The sequence below is a fragment of the Thalassotalea sp. SU-HH00458 genome, from assembly GCF_040362795.1.
In the GTDB taxonomy this organism is placed as follows: domain Bacteria; phylum Pseudomonadota; class Gammaproteobacteria; order Enterobacterales; family Alteromonadaceae; genus Thalassotalea_H; species Thalassotalea_H castellviae.
In genome coordinates this window covers 212,650-233,215 of record NZ_BAABWW010000001.1, presented here as the reverse complement: position 1 = coordinate 233,215, position 20,566 = coordinate 212,650, and the positions used below count along the sequence as shown (strand labels likewise).

19 protein-coding genes are annotated in these 20,566 nt (G+C 39.0%); 13 read left to right on the top strand and 6 right to left on the bottom strand.

The features are described from left to right. Positions 1–2: 2 nt before the first annotated feature. From ABXH06_RS01035 to ABXH06_RS01010, 6 genes are all read right to left on the bottom strand, one after another. Positions 3–1,295 (bottom strand): aminotransferase class III-fold pyridoxal phosphate-dependent enzyme, encoded by a 1,293-nt coding sequence (locus tag ABXH06_RS01035; protein WP_353516995.1) that lies wholly within the window; start codon positions 1,293–1,295, stop codon positions 3–5. After that, complete coding sequence (locus tag ABXH06_RS01030) at positions 1,292–2,053, bottom strand: cytidylyltransferase domain-containing protein (protein WP_353516994.1); 762 nt, start codon at positions 2,051–2,053, stop codon at positions 1,292–1,294. The genes ABXH06_RS01035 and ABXH06_RS01030 overlap by 4 nt, the downstream gene beginning before the upstream one ends. A gap of 46 nt (positions 2,054–2,099) precedes the next feature. After that, a complete protein-coding gene (locus ABXH06_RS01025; RefSeq protein ID WP_353516993.1) occupies positions 2,100–2,990 on the bottom strand; it encodes an aldo/keto reductase in 891 nt (296 codons plus the stop codon). Continuing rightward, the gene (pseC, locus tag ABXH06_RS01020) at positions 2,987–4,135 is read right to left on the bottom strand and encodes a UDP-4-amino-4,6-dideoxy-N-acetyl-beta-L-altrosamine transaminase (protein ID WP_353516992.1); all 1,149 of its coding nucleotides are present in this window, start codon (positions 4,133–4,135) and stop codon (positions 2,987–2,989) included. The genes ABXH06_RS01025 and pseC overlap by 4 nt, the downstream gene beginning before the upstream one ends. Then, positions 4,132–5,133, bottom strand: coding sequence for a UDP-N-acetylglucosamine 4,6-dehydratase (inverting) (pseB, locus tag ABXH06_RS01015; RefSeq protein ID WP_311578904.1), 1,002 nt, complete (start codon positions 5,131–5,133; stop codon positions 4,132–4,134). Before pseB ends, pseC begins: the two co-directional genes overlap by 4 nt. A gap of 176 nt (positions 5,134–5,309) precedes the next feature. Next, entirely contained in the window at positions 5,310–5,603 is a 294-nt protein-coding gene (locus ABXH06_RS01010) for a hypothetical protein (protein WP_311577942.1), read from the bottom strand. Between the two features lie 307 nt (positions 5,604–5,910). On the opposite strand from ABXH06_RS01010, the gene ABXH06_RS01005 reads away from it, so the two are divergent. From ABXH06_RS01005 to fliN, 13 genes are all read left to right on the top strand, one after another. After that, complete coding sequence (locus ABXH06_RS01005; RefSeq protein WP_311577939.1) at positions 5,911–7,389, top strand: sigma-54 interaction domain-containing protein; 1,479 nt, start codon at positions 5,911–5,913, stop codon at positions 7,387–7,389. 155 nt (positions 7,390–7,544) lie between these two features. Further along, the gene (locus tag ABXH06_RS01000; RefSeq protein WP_353516991.1) at positions 7,545–8,750 is read left to right on the top strand and encodes a sensor histidine kinase; all 1,206 of its coding nucleotides are present in this window, start codon (positions 7,545–7,547) and stop codon (positions 8,748–8,750) included. Continuing rightward, positions 8,737–10,077, top strand: coding sequence for a sigma-54-dependent transcriptional regulator (locus tag ABXH06_RS00995; RefSeq protein WP_311577934.1), 1,341 nt, complete (start codon positions 8,737–8,739; stop codon positions 10,075–10,077). Before ABXH06_RS01000 ends, ABXH06_RS00995 begins: the two co-directional genes overlap by 14 nt. Positions 10,078–10,398: 321 nt before the next feature. Further along, the gene (gene fliE, locus ABXH06_RS00990) at positions 10,399–10,734 is read left to right on the top strand and encodes a flagellar hook-basal body complex protein FliE (protein WP_353516990.1); all 336 of its coding nucleotides are present in this window, start codon (positions 10,399–10,401) and stop codon (positions 10,732–10,734) included. Positions 10,735–10,808: 74 nt separating this feature from the next. Then, entirely contained in the window at positions 10,809–12,554 is a 1,746-nt protein-coding gene (gene fliF / locus ABXH06_RS00985; protein WP_432280208.1) for a flagellar basal-body MS-ring/collar protein FliF, read from the top strand. Next, positions 12,547–13,596 (top strand): flagellar motor switch protein FliG, encoded by a 1,050-nt coding sequence (fliG, locus tag ABXH06_RS00980; RefSeq protein ID WP_311577929.1) that lies wholly within the window; start codon positions 12,547–12,549, stop codon positions 13,594–13,596. Before fliF ends, fliG begins: the two co-directional genes overlap by 8 nt. Before the next feature lie 15 nt (positions 13,597–13,611). Further along, positions 13,612–14,409, top strand: coding sequence for a flagellar assembly protein FliH (gene fliH, locus ABXH06_RS00975; RefSeq protein ID WP_311577928.1), 798 nt, complete (start codon positions 13,612–13,614; stop codon positions 14,407–14,409). Between the two features lie 29 nt (positions 14,410–14,438). After that, positions 14,439–15,806, top strand: a complete 1,368-nt coding sequence (gene fliI, locus ABXH06_RS00970; RefSeq protein ID WP_311577924.1) for a flagellar protein export ATPase FliI — start codon at positions 14,439–14,441, stop codon at positions 15,804–15,806. Between the two features lie 56 nt (positions 15,807–15,862). Next, positions 15,863–16,303 carry a flagellar export protein FliJ gene (fliJ, locus tag ABXH06_RS00965; protein WP_311577921.1) on the top strand — a complete coding sequence of 147 codons (441 nt, stop codon included), beginning with the start codon at positions 15,863–15,865 and terminating at the stop codon, positions 16,301–16,303. A gap of 95 nt (positions 16,304–16,398) precedes the next feature. Then, positions 16,399–18,384, top strand: coding sequence for a flagellar hook-length control protein FliK (locus ABXH06_RS00960; RefSeq protein ID WP_353516989.1), 1,986 nt, complete (start codon positions 16,399–16,401; stop codon positions 18,382–18,384). 78 nt (positions 18,385–18,462) lie between these two features. Continuing rightward, positions 18,463–19,011: a flagellar basal body-associated protein FliL gene (gene fliL, locus ABXH06_RS00955; protein WP_311577917.1), complete on the top strand. Its 549-nt coding sequence runs from the start codon at positions 18,463–18,465 to the stop codon at positions 19,009–19,011. A 73-nt stretch (positions 19,012–19,084) separates the two neighbouring features. Then, complete coding sequence (gene fliM / locus ABXH06_RS00950; protein WP_311577915.1) at positions 19,085–20,152, top strand: flagellar motor switch protein FliM; 1,068 nt, start codon at positions 19,085–19,087, stop codon at positions 20,150–20,152. A gap of 12 nt (positions 20,153–20,164) precedes the next feature. Continuing rightward, positions 20,165–20,554 carry a flagellar motor switch protein FliN gene (fliN, locus tag ABXH06_RS00945; protein ID WP_311577912.1) on the top strand — a complete coding sequence of 130 codons (390 nt, stop codon included), beginning with the start codon at positions 20,165–20,167 and terminating at the stop codon, positions 20,552–20,554. Positions 20,555–20,566: the final 12 nt, after the last annotated feature.

The window sequence follows — 20,566 nt, the reverse complement described above, 5'->3', positions numbered from 1 at the left end:
GTTTAACGTACCTTGAAAACCGGTTGTAATACTTCGCCGTGAAAACGCTGGTCAAAATCTTGTTGTTTGATCATTTCATTCACTAAAGGAATAACGTGTTTGTAAGCACTTACTAGTGATTGTATGTCTTTTTCTTTGTGGGCATAACTTAAGTTATGACTAGCATTGATCAGTATCCCTTGTTGTATCATCTCTTGTATAAAATAGGATTTTAATTGTAGATCCGAATAACCACCACAACTTTTGATCATGAAAAATAACCAGCTTGGGTGACCTGAAATACTCAACCATTTGTGCGCCTGATACTGGTCGATAGTCGCTTGCAACTGAGTGTGTAATAACTCACCCATAGCGTGAATATGGCTCAAAACCTTTTCGTTTTTCATCTTGGTTAATACTGCTTTAGAAGCTGCTAATGACAAAGTTTCCCCAGCAAAGGTACCCGAAAAAAAGATATCTTCCATTAATGTCATTATTTCACGCTTTCCTACGACCGCCGAAATAGGGTAACCATTTGCCATTCCCTTACCAAAAGTCGCTAAATCAGGCGTAACTCCAAATAATTGTTGTGCACCGCCGATAGAAAATCGAAAACCTGTGATGGTTTCATCAAAAATTAACACAGCATTGTGTTGCTGACATAAGGTTTTTACCTGTTCAAGAAAGTCTTTCTCTGGGTAAGCAATATTCATCGGCTCTAACATGACTGCAGATATTTGATCTGGAAATTGCTCAAATATCGCAGTAAGTGAAGCAATATTGTTATATTCAAATTTATGGGTGAGCGCTTTCGTTGATTGAGGAACGCCAAGATCTCGAGTGGTTGAGCCAATATACCAATCTTGCCAACCATGATAACCACATACCGCGATATGTTCTTTATGATTGTATGCTCGCGCTAAACGAATAGCCGCAGACGTTGCATCTGTACCATTTTTACCAAAACGAACCATTTCTGCACATGGAACTGAATCGATAATGAGTTCCGCCACTTCGGTTTCTAATTGGTGTGGCAATGAGAAACTCACGCCAGATTTTAACTGTTCAATCACTGCCTGATCGATATCATTATCACAATAACCGATGGAAACCGCTAACAAGCCACTGACATAATCTGTAAATTGATTACCATCTAAATCCCATACTTGGCACCCTTTACCTTGATTGATAAAAAGCGGGGTTACACCTTTTGGAAAGGCGACTTTACTTTTACTAAAGGTTTGGGAGCCTAGCGGAATACTTTTTTCGGCGCGGTTTAAAAAAGTGAGCGATTGCTGAAAAGTTTTTTTATTCATGATTGAACTTCTTGTCGCGTTGTAGGTGAAAGTAAACTGTCATTGCGGGGGTGTTTGGCATTAATGCTGGACAATGAGGGTTGTTGTTCAATAAGTCGCAAAATATCAGCTAAGGCAAAGTTTGGATTTTCAGGATAAAGCTGTTCGTATATTTTGTTCACTAACGTGAAATCTTCGGGTTGATCAACGGTCCAACGATGAAAAGAAAGATCGTGCGGGTAATATAATTCCCTTTGTGAAAATTGATCGGGGTGATTATAAATATAAGGGGTGACGTGCTCACGTTCTTCAGGCTTTTTGGCAAATTGATACGCTTGTATCAGTGCTTGTTGCGTGAAAATTTCTATATCTAAACCGTCTGGAAAACTTTGATGAAGACAGTTACTGGTATAATCCGCAAGTTTTTCTAAATGTAATTGAATGACTTGATCGACAATCGCAGGGTCAATTAATGGACAATCACCGGTAATGCGAACAACATGTTGGCTTGGATAGGTTTGACTGGCTAAATAATAACGCCCTAGTACATCATGAAGACTGCCTCGAACACAGGGAATGCAGAGTTGTTGACAAAGTAGGGCAATAGGATCATCACTTGGCTCATTACTGGTAGCAATAATGATTTTATCTATCATAGAAGCTTTCTGTAAGCGTTCTATTTGTCTGCTTAACATGGGTTGCCCCAAAATTTCTTTTAACACTTTACCGGGCAAACGTGTTGACGTCATTCTTGCTTGTAAAATTGCATGTATTGTCATGATATTGTCGTTTACTTTATCTTGATTAGTTATAGCGAGTTATTATTTATATCGACCAAAGACTCGGGTTTATTAGCTCCTGTTCATCAGAAGCAATATTTGCGCCTACTCGTGTTAATAATTCATGGTATTGATGTGTGAGTTGTTCTGCTTTTTGGTAATGCTCGATTATTTCTTCTAATTGTTGTAGCGAACAACAACCGACAACGGCTTTATCGATCATTGGATGTAGATGAATAAGTGCTAAAGCTAAGGTTAAGGGTTGACAGTTACAGCGCTGGCAAAGTGCATGAAATGCCATTATCCACGCCTTAAACGGTAAAAAATAATCAGGTAATTCTTCGAATGGTTGTATCAATATGCCTTGTAAAAATAAGGATCTAGCATGCACTTCAATGTGTTTATTTGAAAGTTGGTTCAGCAGCTTTGTGGTCAGAAATCGTTGATCTAACCAATTTGCGGGAAGCTGAACAATATCGAATGAATATTGATTGAGTAATGTAGATAATTGCTGAACATGATAAACAGAAATACCTAGTTGAGCGATGGTTCGATCAGTCTTGAATTGCTTAGCTCCTTGGTAATATAAAGAACCATTACTCGTGAGTAAGTCATCAGCATTATGAAACATTAATGCTTTAAGGCATTGAACATTAAGTTTCGCTAAGCTCTCTGTTACGATTTCATGAATACTTTGAGTGTCACCGTTTGATAATGTGGGGATTTTGGTGACGATATCAAAACTATTGGTCAGGGCTAATTGCCCTAATATTTGCTCACTATTGCCATACGCTGCAGCCGTATCTAACGTGTTAATACCCACTTGTTTCGCACAAGCCAATATTTTTTCAATTTCAGTCAATGGCACTTGACCCATTTTATTGGTTACACCATAAGCGAGACCAAATTGTACACAGCCTAATGCCAGCTTCATCATAAGCGTAAAATTTTATCGATAATATAGTCTTGTTGAGCTATATCTAATTCAGGGTATAAAGGTAAAGTGATCACACTTCGATAATAAGCTTGGGCTTGCGGGTAATCAGCAGGGTCAAAATTGAATTGTTGATAATAAGGCTGTAAATATATAGGAATATAATGTTTTTGAATAAATATTTTATCGCCTCTTAGTTTTTCGAATAAATGCTTTTGTTCGGCAAGTGACATTTCTGGCAATCGCACTAAATATAAATGATAGGCGCTGTAACAGTCTGATTCAGGCTTGATTGGCATAACATTCGTATGATTAAATGCATTATCGTATCTTTTGGCAATATCGTTCCGTTTTTGTACAAAACTGGTTAAGCGGTTTAGCTGACTTAATCCTAAGGCTGCATGTATATCGGTCATGCGATAATTAAACCCTAATTCAACTTGTTCATAATACCATGGCCCATGGCTTTCTTGGGTCATAGCTGCTGGATCAGCCGTTATTCCATGAGATCGTAAACGTTTTAATTTCTTATCTAATTGTTGGTTATTCGTGAGCGCCATGCCGCCTTCACCTGAGGTGATAATTTTTACAGGGTGAAAACTAAAGACCGTAATATCAGAATACTGACAACTACCGATAGGTTGGTCGAGGTATTTTCCTCCGATAGCGTGAGAAGCGTCTTCAATAACTTTGAAATGATACTGTTTAGCCAGTTGAGCAATGGCGCGCATGTTACAACTTGCTCCTGCCATATGTACGACAACTAACACTTTAGGCAATTGATTTTCCCGCTGAGCTTTTGCTAATTTTCCTTGTAATTGAATAGGACAAATATTGGCGGTGTTTATATCAATATCGACAAAGTCAATGGTAGCGCTACAATAGAGGGCACAATTAGCCGAGGCAACAAAAGAAATCGGGGTTGTCCATACGATATCGCCTGCTCCAACTTCCAAGGCTAAATTAGCAATATGTAAAGCCGCCGTCGCATTACTTACCGCAGTAGCATATTGAGCTTGGCATAAATCAGCAATGGATTGTTCAAACTCTGGAACTAATGGGCCTTGAGTGATCAAATCTGCCTGTAAAACATCAGTAACGGCATTGATGTCTTCTGTGGTAATACTTTGTTTACCGTAAGGGATCATTCATGTGCCTCATAATTAAAAATTTTAATTTGCTCCACAGACATAAAATCTGGATTAGTATTTGAATTGTACTCAAATCCTTGAGTCACTAATTTACCTTTTTCACCAATAGCGTTTTTGGTAAAATCATTACTACGACTACTAAAATTAATGCTTGGCGCGATCACGAAATGATCCTCATATTCATAAGTATGATAAGAGTCATCAGCAGGGCACATCACTTCATGTAATTTTTCCCCTGGGCGAATACCGACGGTTTTTTGTTGTAAATCAGGGGCAATTGCCGTGGCTAAATCGGTTATTTTTATAGACGGTATTTTGGGAATAAATATTTCACCGCCTAACATTCGCAAAAAGTTTTTCAAAACAAAATCAACTCCACCTTGTAATGAAATCCAAAAGCGGGTCATATTCGGGTGAGTGATAGGCAAATGATCACTGCCATTTTTAACTAAACTTTCAAAAAATGGCACTACCGAGCCGCGAGAACCAACAACATTGCCATAACGAACCACGGAAAAAGAGGTTTTATGTCCACCGCTGATATTATTTGCTGCAACAAATAACTTATCTGATGCGAGTTTTGTTGCTCCATATAAATTGATTGGGTTTGCGGCTTTATCAGTCGATAAGGCGATAACTTTTTCAACATTGTTATCAAGAGCGGCTTCAATGACATTTTCGGCGCCATTAATGTTGGTTTTAATACATTCCATAGGGTTATATTCAGCTGCCGGAACTTGTTTTAAGGCGGCGGCATGAATCACGTAATCAACACCTCGCATGGCACGACGTAAACGGTGTCCGTCACGAACATCACCAATAAAGTAACGCATGCATGGATCATTATAAACTTGCTGCATTTCAAACTGCTTTAATTCATCTCGTGAAAAAATAATGATTTTTCTCGGTTTATATCGAGCCAATAATGTTTTCACATAAAGCTTGCCAAACGAACCTGTACCACCAGTAATTAAAATTACTTTATTGTCGAAAATAGTTGTCATTGAAAACCTTCTTGCTTTGCCCTATGTAACGGATGATGTATCTGACTATTGTTCAAATTAATTACTATCCATTGAATCTTTCTATAATACAATGTTTTAGCCATATTTAATCGAATTTTATTATAGAATTATTTGAGTTAATCAGCGAATCATAAAGTTCATGTGCTTTAATGAACACGAATTGGTAAATCATTGACCACAAATGATTGACCATTTTTCGAAGCACGTTTGAATGCTTGTCGTAAAATATCATGAGTGATAGTTTCAGTATCTTTAATTTCTTCAATATGAGTGAACATGATTGAGCCCCAACCTAATTGATTGACGAAACTTTTCAACGCATCGCGATTTTTAGGACAATCTTTGTTCTTTGAAAACAGCCCGATAGAATGTCGGTCACCTTTGGTAAACTTGCTGTCGTCTTCTATTGCATACTCGGCAAAACCACTAATTACTATCATAATAACCTCTTTTACTCGTGCCAGACATTGTTACTGACATCTATTTGACCTGAACTAAGGCAAAGCATTTTTCAAACCAATTTGTATGATTGAAGGTAATTTGTTTTTTATTGGGACAATGAATCGCTAAATTGCTGATTTTTTCCCATGAAAATGACAGCTTGATGACAGCTTTTACGAGAGTCACCGTCAAGTGTCAAAAAAATGCCTAGAAAGCAAAAAAGCGTCAAAAATTTGTTGATTAATCTGTGGTGCCAGATACAATCTTAAATATTAGAATAAGAACTTACAGGTTTATCAAAGAATTATGCAAGGTCATAAACATATAATTGTTATTGATAATGACGCTGCAAGGCGTCAGCAAATAGAAACAGTGTTATCGTTTATCGGAGAAAATTCTGATGCCTGTCTTGATCATCAAATAGAACAAGTTTTTGCTCAGAATAATAATATTTTGACCGTTATATTGTGTGGTGAAATATCGACTAACTTAATTGAATTTATAAAAAGTAACCCTGCTTGTCCTTTCATTCTTCATGATGTTATTGATAAAAATGCGATAGAAAATTGTGCCAATGTTATTGGTGAAATGACCACGCCATTAAATTACGCACAATTAACGGAAATGATTCATCATTGTCATCAGTATCATAATAAGTTACCCCATAAAAAAGCCGGGAATGCGGGCAACAAATTGTTATTTCGCTCTTTAGTTGGTACAAGCGAACCAATGCAGCAAGTACGTTTTTTAATTGAACAAGTGGCTAGTACTCATGCCAATGTATTGATTTTAGGAGAGTCAGGTACAGGTAAAGAGGTGGTTGCGCGTAATATTCATAATCTTTCCCATCGTAATAAAGCACCATTTGTTCCTGTGAACTGTGGCGCGATCCCACCTGATTTATTAGAGAGTGAATTATTTGGTCATGAAAAAGGTGCATTTACTGGCGCGATTTCAACACGCAAAGGTCGTTTTGAACTCGCCGAAGGCGGTACATTATTTCTCGATGAAATCGGTGATATGCCACAACCGATGCAAGTAAAGCTCCTGAGAGTTCTCCAAGAGCGTACCTTTGAACGTGTTGGCGGGGCTAAAAGTATAAAAGCTGATGTTCGCGTTATTGCCGCTACCCATCAAAACCTTGAAGTAATGATCAAAGAAGGGGGCTTTCGGGAAGACTTATACTACCGATTAAATGTTTTTCCGATTGAAACGCCGGCGCTTCGTGATCGAAAAGAAGATATCCCTTTATTGCTAAAAGAGTTAGTCGCACGTTTTGAGCAAGACCAAGGTCAAACGGTGCGTTTTACTGAGCAAGCAATTGCCTCACTGCAAGAGCATGCATGGTCGGGTAATGTTCGTGAACTGTCGAATTTAATTGAGCGTATGATTATTATGTACGCTGAACAAGTGGTGAATGTTAGCGAGCTGCCAAATAAATATCGTCATATTGATGTTGAAGAATATACGCCGGAATACCCTGAAGAGCTGCAAGAGCGTGAAGCAATAAATGAACTTTTTGCTGGATTTGAATACAGTGACGATGATGACACTGAGCCAGATAGTTATGAAGACGAAGCTAGCCAAGGAAAGCAAGTTGATATTTTACCTAGCGAAGGCTTAAACTTAAAAGAGTATTTAGCGGAATTAGAAGTATCACTGATCACCCAATCTCTGGATAAAAATGATTGGGTAGTCGCTCGCTCCGCGGAATTGCTTGGCATGCGTCGCACCACCTTAGTGGAAAAAATGCGAAAATATGCCTTACAAAAAAATGATGTTTAGTCGGCAATATCTTTATTGATATTTAATCGAATTACAAGGAAGCCAAATTCTTGACCCATAATAAATACCTTGTAATTATCTGAAATTAAAGGGTATTTTCATCTGGCACAAAAAATGCTTTATCTGGTTGTTATTAGTAAACCGAGTGAAGCATTATGGTCGTTGCCTATTCAAATCAATCTACAAATAGTGGTACTAGCAGTTCGCATCATCAAACGGTCTTTCCGTTTATTGAACAATCGTACCTGCACGCTAGCTCAGGTTTACAAAAAGAATCTTATCAAGGTGAATTACCTCATCTAAGAAAGCAATCTAGTCAACTCGAAAAAATTATTGATGCAATGCCGACAGGTATGATCATGCTAGATGGTGATGGTGTGGTGGTAAAAATCAATAAAATTGCCAGTAAACTACTTGATGAACCTATTTTAGGTTACCCATGGTTTGACGTTATTCGACGCTCTTTCAAACCGCGCGCTGATGACTGGCATGAAGTGTCACTGAATGATGGCAGGCGAGTAAAATTAGAAATATCTGCATTAGAAGATCAGCCTGGTCAGCTTATTATGATCACAGACCTTACCGAAACGCGTTTATTACAAGATAAATTAAGTCAATTACAACGATTGTCTTCGCTGGGACAAATGATATCAAAATTAGCTCATCAAATACGTACGCCTCTTTCGGCGGCAATGTTATATGGGGCTAATTTAAAAAATAAAAAAATAACCGATCAAGACCGAGATAACTTTCAAGGCAAACTCATGTCACGTTTGCAAGATTTAGAGCAGCAAGTAAATGACATGTTGTTGTTTGCGAAAAGTGGTCAGCAACAAGTCGTCGAACCTTTATCTATTAATGAATTAGTGAATGAGTCAACCGCAGGATTAGAAGCTTTGATCGATAAAGCTAAGGCGAAGATTACTTTTCAGCCTTGTCCTGATGATTGTCATATTCTTGGTAATAAAAGTGCCTTAACGGGGGCTATCCAAAATCTTATACATAATAGTTTAGAAGTGATTAAGAGTGAGGCGCAGATTCAAATCTCGTCTTATTGTCAGGATCAATTTGCCTACATTAGTGTGAAAGATAATGGCAAGGGTATCAGTGCCGATTTAGCAGAGAAAATTTTTGAACCTTTTTATACCTCTCGGGTTCAAGGAACAGGTTTAGGATTAGCCGTTGTGAAATCAGTGACTCAAGCTCATCAAGGCACCGTGCATTTATTGAGTAAACCCAATGAAGGCGCACATTTTTGCATTAAGTTACCATTATTGGTGAGTGAAGGCTTTTCAAAAAGTAGTGTTACCAAAGAGAGTGAATTTAACTTTCAACAGGAGAATGCGCATGACTCAAAGTAAAATTTTAGTAGTAGAAGATGATGAAGGCTTGCGCGAAGCATTAGTTGATACTCTGCACTTAGCAGGCTACCAATGTGTAGAAGCTGATTCAGGAGAAACAGCGTTATTGTTATTGAAAAACCAGGCGGTTGATTTGGTTGTCAGCGATGTTCAAATGGGCGGCATGTCAGGATTATCTTTACTGAAAAGTATTAAATCTACCTATCCGAAAATTCCGATGTTGATCATGACCGCTTATGGTACTATTGATGATGCTGTTCAGGCAATTAAAGACGGGGCGAGCAATTATATGGCAAAGCCATTCGCTCCAGAAGTTTTATTAAACATGGTTAACCAGTATATCCCTTTGCAAACGCAAGACATCTTTGAACCCGTTGTTGCCGATAAGAAAAGTATTAAATTATTAGCACTTGCGAAAAAAGTTGCGACTACGGATGCATCTGTGATGGTGCTTGGCCCTAGTGGATCGGGTAAAGAAGTTCTGGCTCAATATGTTCATTACAATTCAGCTCGACACGAAGCTCCTTTTGTCGCAATTAACTGTGCGGCGATCCCTGAAAACATGTTGGAAGCTACCTTATTTGGCTACGAAAAAGGGGCATTTACTGGGGCGGTTCAAGCTTGTCCTGGTAAGTTTGAGCAAGCGCAAGGTGGTACCATTTTATTAGATGAAATCACGGAGATGGATTTAGCATTACAAGCAAAAATTCTTCGTGTTTTACAAGAGCGTGAAGTCGAGCGCTTGGCTGGAAGAAAAACCATTCAACTAGATGTTCGTGTCATAGCAACCAGTAACCGTGATTTAAAAGAAGCGGTGAAAGCGGGAGTTTTTAGGGAAGATTTATATTATCGTTTAAATGTTTTCCCACTGACTTGGTTAGCGCTGTCTGAACGAAGCGACGATATCATTCCACTTGCTAAACATTTAGTCGAACGCTTATGTCAAAAAAGTGGCGAAGCGATACCGGAGTTCACTGCAGCTGCGCGCAGCAAGCTACTTGCTTACCATTGGCCTGGCAACGTGCGGGAACTTGATAATGTTGTGCAACGTGCATTAATTTTACATAGTGAGCAAAAAATTGATGCTAGCGATTTACTTATCGAAAACTTTGATACGCCGGTACTGATTGAATCGCCAACTGAAACCGTCACTGAAGATAAATTAGGTCATGAGTTAAAACTGCAAGAACATCAAATTATTCTCGATACTTTACAAGCATGTCGAGGAAGTCGAAAGGATGTCGCTGAACGATTAGGGATCAGTCCACGCACTTTACGTTATAAAATTGCACGAATGCGTGATTCAGGTATTCAAATACCGGCTTAAATTATATTAAAGCATTAACACCAATGAGCTTAGCTTGTTGGTGTTTTTTCTATTGTTTTCGTTTAATACCACTCTTTTATTTCTGTTGGTTTTAAATGCAGAGTCACGGAGGATTTCTCTGATATTAACCTAAGATTCTTTCATAAACTCAGCTTTAATACATAGTTTTTCAAATATTAGTAACAATATAACTAACTGATATCAAATGAATTAATTTGCTTAATTCCCTTCCGAAAATCTTGAGTTTATTCTTGGCACCTTGCTTGCAGTAACTCGTTACAGCGTTAAATATACAAAATATTGACACAAGCGAGAAAAAACATGGATATCAAAACGAATTCACTTTATGCCCAGATGCAAAATATGCAGCTTGAAGCGATGGGCAATCGTATGTCAAATGTTGAAAACAATATTACTTCTGTTAACCAATCAACAAGCGACTTTGGCAGTATGCTTAAGCAAGCCGTTAATGCGGTTAATGATGTGCAGCATGAAGCCAAAGATAAGCGTAATGCTTTTGAGATGGGCGATAGAAGCGTAACGTTAGCGGATACTATGGTAACCGCAGCAAAAGCAAGTATAGCATTTGATGCAACGGTGCAAGTACGTAATAAGTTTGTTGAAGCTTATAAAGAAATCATGTCAATGCAGGTTTAGGTGTTTAATCAGTTTAGTCAAGCAATTAGAGTAAAAAAACGTAGTAACGCAGTTGAAGCAAGCGGAGAAGTGAAGTGGCAGATATAAGCAATACAGCATTAGCAGCACCTGATTCAGGATCAGATTTAGTCGCTGCGGATAATGCAGAGAGTAACATTGATGAGCAAAAATCAGGCTTTGCATCTGCGATGGGCAATGTTGATATTTTACGTCAGTTGACTCTGATTATGGCACTAGCTATTTGTTTAGCGATTGCGGTATTTGTAATTATGTGGGCGAATCAACCTGAATATCGCTATCTGACAAAGCTGCCGACTGAACAATTAATAAAAACCATGGATTTTCTTGATGCGAATAAAGTTGATTATCGTCAAGAAAATAATACTATCTCTGTTCCTGCCGAAGAATACCAAAACATCCGTCTATTGTTGGCTCGTGAAGGCCTAGCTGATGAGCCTGATCAAGGTAGTGATATCATTATGCAAGATATGGGGTTTGGTGTGAGTCAGCGCCTTGAACGAGAAAGATTAAAACATTCGCGTGAGCAACAATTAGCAAGAACGATTGAAGAATTACAAACCATTAGTCGTGCAAGGGTCTTATTAGCTATTCCACGAGATAATGTGTTTGCAAAACGTGAGAAAAATCCATCGGCAACTGTGGTACTAACGTTACGTAAAGGGCGTTTATTATCAGAAGAAGAAGTTGATTCGGTTGTTGATATTGTTGCTTCTGCGGTACAAAGTTTAGATCCAAACCGAGTCACTGTCACAGATCAAAATGGTCGATTATTAAATTCTGGTTCGCAAGACTCTGTTTCATCACGTTCAAGAAAAGAGTTTGAAATAGAACAAAAACGTGAAAAAGAATATATGGATAAAATTGACAGTATTCTTATTCCTGTTGTGGGGTTAGGTAACTATACCGCGCAGGTTGACGTAACCATGGATTTCACTAATACCGAAGAAACACAACGACGTTACAATTCTGATTTACCAGCCCTTCGCAGTGAAATGAAAGTAGAAGATAATACATTAGGTGGCGCTTTAGGTGGTATTCCAGGGGCATTAACCAATCAACCTCCACTAGATTCAAATATTCCAGAAAATGCAACCTCAGGCAATGCACAAAAAGCTATGCCAAGTCGTAAGCATGTCGAGTCGACAAAAAACTACGAGTTAGATGAAGCTGTTAGTTATACGAAACAACAAACGGGCGTTATTCGTCGTATCAGTGTGTCAGTTGCCCTTGATTACTTATCATCGACAGTACCGCCAGCTGAAGGGGTTGAAGATGCTCAACCGACTACGACTCAAGTTCCTCGCTCGGTTGAAGAACTTTCAAATATCCGCCGTTTATTGCAAGGAAGCATAGGCTTTGATTTACAACGGGGTGATGCTCTTGAAGTCGTTACTTTACCTTTCTCTCGTTCTGTTGTTGACGAGGTAGAAGCAGTACCGTTTTATCAAGAAGCTTGGTTCTTTAAAATGTTAAAACTAGGCATGGGAGCGTTAGTTATTATCATCTTGATATTAGCGGTTGTTCGTCCAATGTTAAAACGCTTAATTTACCCAGATCAAACACCGTCAGACTATGGTGACAAATCACTTGATTCTCATATTGACTTAGGTGATGAAACTATGGATATGCTAACATCAGAGTTTGATGCAGGTGCGGTAGGGTTTGCACCAGATGGTAGCTTACAATTACCTGATCTTCATCGTGATGAAGATGTCTTAAAAGCAGTTCGAGCTTTAGTGGCAAATGAGCCTGAATTATCCTCTCAAGTAGTGAAAAGTTGGTTGATAGAAGATGAGTGATGAAACCCAAGAATTAGCACCAGTTCCGTCAGGTTTTGATGTTGATAAATTAGATGGCGCAGAGAAAGCAGCAATTTTATTATTGAGCCTTTCCGAAGAAGATGCCGCGCAAATATTAAAGCACCTTGAACCTAAGCAAGTACAGCAAGTGGGTACTGTGATGGCGGCCATGGAAGATTTTACTCAAGAAAAAATCACCGCGGTGCATAAGTTATTTATCAATGAAATTCAAAACTTTAGTACGATAGGTTTTAACAGTGATGACTTTGTGCGTAAAGCATTAACCGCTGCGCTTGGTGAAGATAAAGCGGGTAATTTAATTGATCAAATTGTGATGGGAGGCGGCGCGAAAGGCCTTGATTCATTGAAATGGATGGACTCTAAACAAGTTGCCAATATTATTCGAAATGAACATCCTCAAATTCAAACCATTGTATTGTCATATTTAGAACCAGAACAATCTGCCGAAATTATGAGTCAGTTTGCTGAGAAAACCCGCTTAGATCTCATGATGCGAATTGCGAATTTAGAAGAAGTTCAACCAGCGGCATTACAAGAATTGAATGAAATTATGGAAAAACAATTTGCTGGTCAAGCCGGTGCACAAGCAGCGAAAATGGGCGGCTTGAAAGCGGCTGCAGATATTATGAACTACTTAGATACCAATGTTGAAGGTATGTTAATGGATTCTATTCGTGAGCATGACGAGGAAATGAGTCAACAAATTCAAGACTTGATGTTTGTCTTTGAAAACCTTGCTGACGTTGATGATCGTGGTATCCAAGCTATCTTACGTGATGTACAACAAGATGCATTAATGAAAGCGATTAAAGGTGCCGACGATGCACTGAAAGAAAAAATCATGTCAAATATGTCTAAACGTGCAGCTGAAATGATGGCGGATGACCTTGAAGCTATGGGTCCAGTGCGTATTAGTGAAGTTGAAGCCGCACAAAAAGAAATTCTATCGGTGGCACGACGATTATCTGACGCGGGTGAAATTATGCTAGGTGGTGCTGGCGGCGGTGACGAATTCTTATAGGGAATGCATTAGTTCATGAAAAATTTTCCTACTAATCAAAGTGCTGATGAGCTGCTTAAAGTCGAAGGTGAAGACGAGCTAGATGTTTGGCCACTGCCATCTGTCGAAGTAGAAATAGACGAATCAACGCTTAAAACGAATGCCTTAGGTAGAAAGCCAACCTGGCGTTTTGAGCCACCAGAGGAAGTTGAAGAAGAAGTACAACCTTTAACTGCTGAAGAAATTGAAGAGATTAGACAAGCGGCATATGAAGAAGGTTTTAATCAAGGAAAAGAAGAAGGTTTTTCAACCGGCTTTGATGAAGGAAAAAAATCAGGCCATGAAGAAGGCTTATCACAAGGTCACGAAGAGGGCCTAGCTAAAGGACTAGAGCAAGGCCAAGAAGAGATAAAAGCATTGGCTGAACAATGGTCATTATTAACCGAGCAATTACATCAACCTTTATCGGTGGTTGAAAAAAATGTTGAACAACAATTATTGCAGCTTGTAGTACAACTCACAGAAGCGGTGACGTTACAAGAAGCTAAAACCAATCCAGATATCATTTTGTCGGCACTTGCAGAAGGCATGAAAGCATTACCGAGCCATGAAGCGCAAACGCAAATATTACTTCATCCCGATGATATCACTTTAATTGAACAGCAATTCAGTTCAGAACATATTCAAGAACAAGGTTGGCGTTTTGTTTCAGCCCCACAGCTGGCGCAAGGTAGTTGCCAAATTGAAAACAGCACCTCAAATATCGACCTGTCGATTAAATCTCGTATAAAAGAAGTATTGGAATCGTTTTTGCAAGAAGCATTACACCAGTAAAATAGCCTGAAAGTGTCAAAAAAACATTCATGATAGATGTACAACGACTCAATCAACGACTAGAGAATAGCCAAAAATTTATCCATCCACATAAAGTTTCTGTGGCGGGGCGATTAGTGCGAGTTGTCGGGCTAACTTTAGAAGCAGTAGGTGTGAAAGCGGCTGTAGGTAGTCAATGCCTAGTGGAAACCGCACAAGGTGATTTAATTGCAGAAATTGTTGGTTTTGCCAATGATATTACATACTTAATGCCAGAGCAGAGTTTACAAGGGGTCTTACCTGGAGCAAGGGTTGTACCTTTATCAAAGAAAACACGCTTACCTTTGTCGATGGATTTACTAGGTCGAGTCATCGACGGGGTTGGTAAACCCCTTGACGGCAAAGGACCCATTAAAGCCACAGAAAATTATCACCATAATAGTTCACCTATTAATCCACTTTCTCGTCGAGCAATTACAGAACCTTTAGACGTTGGTGTGCGCGCTATTAATAGCTTTATCACCGTAGGGCAAGGTCAACGTATGGGGTTATTTGCCGGCTCAGGGGTTGGGAAAAGTGTATTACTCGGTATGATGACTCGTGGTACCACGGCTGATGTTATTGTTGTTGGACTCGTCGGAGAACGTGGCCGAGAAGTAAAAGAATTTATTGAAGAAATACTAGGCGAGGAAGGCCGTTCACGTGCCGTAGTAGTTGCAGCACCTGCCGATAATTCCCCTTTAATGCGGTTAAAAGGATGTGAAACTGCGGTACAAATCAGTGAATATTTTCGCGATCAAGGTTTAAATGTTTTGCTGCTAGTCGATTCAATCACGCGTTATGCCCAAGCGCAGCGCGAAATTGCCTTAGCGGTAGGTGAGCCGCCTGCCACGAAAGGATATCCACCATCGGTATTTTCAAAGTTACCTCAATTGGTTGAGCGTGCAGGAAATGGAGGGGACGGACAAGGTGCTATTACTGCTTTTTTTACCGTTCTAACTGAAGGCGATGATCTGCAAGATCCTATTGCTGATGCCGCTCGAGCAATCTTAGATGGACATATTGTCTTATCGCGTGAGTTAGCCGATTCGGGACATTATCCGGCTGTAGATATTGAAGGCTCTATTAGTCGAGTTATGCCTATGGTAACGAGTCCTGAGCATCAAGAACTTGCTCAGCAACTCAAACAAGTTTATTCGTTATACCAACAAAACAAAGATTTGATTGCTATTGGTGCTTATAGCAAAGGTAGTGATCCTCGCATTGATCAGGCAATACAATTATTGCCGGTTATTCGTTTTTTCTTGCAACAAAAAATGACAGACGTCATTCCATATGATCAAAGTTTAACTCAGTTACAAGAAATTTTATCTGCTGCGCAAGCACATGCAAACAATCAACAAATGCCGAATCAATAATCTTTAAAAATAAAGATGAGTTGGGCGGTAAACTGTAAAAAGAGGTTGAGTGAATTATGTCAATGAAACAACTAGATACCTTGTATAAATATGAAAGTGATAAAGAACGCAAGGCTGCACAACAATTACAATTGGCTGAGCACGATTATCAAGATAACCTGATGCGATTACAAAATGTGGGAGATTATCGTTTGGAATATATGAAACGATTAAATCAACGATCATTAAAAGGGATTGATAGTGCAACTTATCGACATTTTCATGCGTTTGTCGCCAAACTGGATAATGCGGCAAAACAGGTTGAAATTGCTATTGAGCAAGCAAAATCATTAATGGCACAACGAAAAACACAATGGTTGGCTCAAAGGCAAAAGGTACAAGCCGTAGAGCATTTAAAAGCAAAAAAATTAAAAGTGATGCAAGTCAAAGCCAACAAACTAGAACAAAAGATGTTTGATGAAATCGCACAACAACAATTTATTCGACGACATATGTAAGGCCAGATTACTTAATTGGAACGGGTTTTGCTTTGTAGTACCAGTACAGACAAAATTTACATGTTTTCTCGGATAACTTTTTCAAAGGTTGATTTATGTCACAAGTTAATTTGTTAGCGATCGATTTAGCTCAAAGTGTTGATAATACTGCTGTTTCAACAAAAAACTTAGATCAAGGTGAGCAGCAATCTGCCAGCTTTTCAGCGATGATGGCTAAACATCAAGAACAAGAAAGCGGCAAACAATCGCAGCAAAGTGGCAAGGCAAGTCATCAAGAGGTGACCGACGAACAAACTAAGCTGACGGATACTGAAACTAAAAGTGCTGAGCCAAAAGCAGATAAAGCAACTCGCTCAGAAAGTAAAACTCCAATAAAAGATGATACATCAGATCTATCTGATGCCGAAAATAAAGAACAAACGCAACTTAGTGTCGATGAAAACATTGAAGAAAATATCGAGCAGAAGCCTGCGATTGAGGGGAATACCTCTTCTCGTTTAAACACGGCAGATGATATTGCCAAACAACTGTTATCATTTATTGCGGCTTCAGATGAAGTATCAACAGAAACGATTGATGGCAAATTTAACGCAACGCAAGAAGGCCGTTCACAAACAGACAAAACTATTGGGATAAAAGCAGACTTTACCGATAAAAAGCATGATCTTGAAGGTAAAGTGGCATCATCTTCATCGACAACATCTGAGGTCATCAATAAAACAGTAGCAAATAGCGATCAAACCAACACCAGTGAAATAACAACTGAACCGGAAAAAACGTCGAAAGAGACGAGTGAATTAAAAGTTACGCTTGATAAAACTAATGCCGCATCAATTACTGCAGCCGATAAAATAAACTCAGCGGAAAATTTAACCTTAACCCAAACAGCAAAATCGGTGAAAGAAGCTATTTGGGTGGATAACTCACTGGCAACTGATGGCGTAGCCACGGCAATCGATGAAAAACTAAAAAGTCCATCGGTTAACCCTGCGCAAGTTGCAGCAACTGATGCCAACATAATTGAGGAGAAGGTTGCGGATGAAGAAATTCCTCAAGCAATTAATAAAGATGCAAAGGCAAGTAAAAATTCTAACGTAGAAACATTGATAACTGAGCAGAGCGCGGCGACGAAAGGCAAGGCTGACAAAGTTGATACGAGTCAAGTTCAAACAGAGCCGCAAGGAGTAACTCCCGTTGTCACCAAAGATTCAGAGATAAGCAAAGAAGAAGTGAAAAATGTCGCTAAAAGCGATCAAACTGCTGAACGTGCGATTAGCCAAACGATTAACAATCGTGGCTCTTTAGCTGATAATCAAACAGCAGATTCACAAGGTCAGTCAAAAGAACAATCGACCAAACAGCAACATATGTCACAGCAACCGTTAGAAAAAAGTGACGCAGAATTTACTAAAGAAACACAACAAGTAGCTGCAAAGCAAGCATTTGAAATTGATGTTGATGAAAAAACAACCGCGAATATGGCGGAAAAAAGTGCGGTGCAATCGCAAGTAAGAGAAACTTCTCATCATCAAGTTTTATCACAACAAAGTTTACATTATGCAGAAGAGCAAGCGATTCAGAGCAGTATTGTTAAAGCCACCGCTGATTCAATTTCTGTTCAGTCGGCTAAATCAGCCTTTAATATCCAAGCGGAAACTATTTCTATTAATCGAAAAGACTTTGTCGATGCCGTAAAAGACAAAGTGATGGTGATGATTAATCAAAAAATTAGACAACTAGAAATTCGACTTGATCCACCTGAATTAGGTAGCATGCATGTAAAATTGAATTTGCAGAACGAACAAGCCGCGGTCAATTTTGTTGTACAAAATCAACAAGCGAAAGAAGCATTAGAACAAAATATCGATAAGCTTAAAGATATGTTAGCGCAAACTGGCGTTGATGTTGGTGATGCGAATATAGAACAAAGAAATCAACAAGCCAATGAAGGCGAAGAAACCGCTCAAGGCCAAAGCGCAAAAGATGCGATGGCTGGACAAGACACTGATGTTGAAGAATTAACCTTGTCCGCAGCAAATTTGTATAAAGCTTCAGCAAGTGGTGTTGATTACTACGCATAATTTCAGAAAAGCGTTTTCACTTAGCTTAATCAAGGATATAGTTGAGATATTAAAGTATCAAAACGTTAAGGATTGTTCATGGCAGATGAAGAAAAAGATAAAGAATTAGAATTAGACAATTCTGGCAAAAAGAAAAAACTAATCATTATTGGTGCCGTAGTCGCGTTATTAGCCATAGGTGGTGGGGCCTTTTTATTTTTAGGCGGAGAACCCGAAGTTAGCCAAGCAGAGTTAGATGCAGCCTTAAATTCCGGCAGTGAAGCTTCAGCGGATGGTGCTGCTTCTGCGCCGTCTGGAGCAAGTATAGGTACAGCGTTATATGTACCAATGCCAAGACCTTTTCGGTTTAATGTTCCAGGATCAGCGCGAGATAGATTTGTCGAAATTAGAGTTCAATTGTTAGTTCGTGGCGCAGATAATGAAGAAGCTGCGAAAAAGCATGTGCCACTGATAGAAAGTACGTTGCTTGCTGTTTTTTCACAATCAAACGCTGATGATCTAGCTACCAGTGCAGGTAAAACATCATTAAAGCAAAAGTCTTTAGCAGAAGTTCATAAAATTATGACTGACGTTGAAGGAAGTAACATCGTTGAGAAAGTATTGTTTACTGGCTTTGTTATGCAATAGCAAACCAGCAGCTAATACGCATTTATAACGTTGAACATTTAATCATTTAAACGAGTTAATAAAGAGAAATCGAGTGAGTGACTTATTATCGCAAGACGAAATTGACGCACTACTGCATGGCGTTGATGAAGTTGAAGAAGAAGAAATAGTAGAGGACTTTGCTGAAGAGCAAGGTACCAGTGACTATGACTTTTCTTCACAAGATCGTATTGTGCGTGGTCGTATGCCTACGCTTGAAATGGTTAATGAACGTTTTGCTCGTCATATGCGAATTAGCTTGTTTAACATGATGCGCAGAACGGCAGAAGTATCTATCAATGGTATTCAAATGATCAAATTTGGTGAGTATGTTCACACCTTATTTGTACCTACAAGTTTGAATATGGTGCGATTTAGACCATTAAAAGGTACGGGGCTTATTACTATGGAAGCCCGTTTAGTGTTTATTTTAGTGGATAACTTTTTTGGTGGGGATGGTCGTTATCACGCTAAAATTGAAGGCCGTGAATTTACTCCTACTGAACGTCGTATTATTCAAATGTTATTAAAACTCATTTTTGAGGATTATAAAGAAGCATGGTCGCCGGTAATGGATGTGTCTTTTGAATACCTTGATTCTGAAGTTAACCCTTCGATGGCGAATATTGTCAGTCCAACAGAAGTTGTCGTGATCAGTTCTTTTCATATTGAACTCGATGGTGGTGGCGGAGATTTCCATGTTGCCTTGCCATATTCTATGTTAGAGCCTATTCGTGAATTGCTTGATGCTGGTGTACAAAGTGATAAAGAAGACACAGATATGCGTTGGTCTAAGGCGCTACGTGATGAAATTTTAGATGTACCGGTTGAGTTGTCGACAAAATTCTTAGAAGTCGATATTCCGTTAACGAAAGTCATGAGCTTAGAAGCTGGTGATATTATCCCCATAGAAATGCCGGAACATATCACGGTATTAATTGAAGACTTGCCGAGCTTTAGAGCGAAACTTGGTCGAAGTCGTGACCATGTGGCATTACAAATTCAAGAAAAAATTAAACGTCCTGAGTCTGTTAAAAACGAACTTACTATCTTAACGAAAGGTGGTAAACGATTAGACAGTGACGCAGAGTTACATCTTTTAGAAGATGATTTAGAGTATTAGAGAGGCAAAAGCATGAGTGATGAAGAAAACGAAGATCTAAGCATGTGGGATGAAGCGATGGATGAACAGGCTGATGCTGAAGCAGAAACTGTTGAACTTGACGAACTTCAAGATGAAGATGTTCCTATTACAGGCGATGAAAAACGTAAATTAGATGCGATACTCGATATTCCTGTCACTATCTCAATGGAAGTGGGCCGAAGTCATATTAGTATTCGTAATTTATTACAGTTAAACCAAGGTTCTGTGGTTGAGCTTGACAGAGTCGCGGGTGAAGCATTAGATGTAATGGTTAACGGCACGTTAATCGCCCATGGCGAAGTGGTTGTTGTGAACGATAAGTTTGGTATTCGATTAACTGACGTGATCAGTCAAATTGAACGCATTAAAAAGCTTAAGTAAACGTGTTAAATT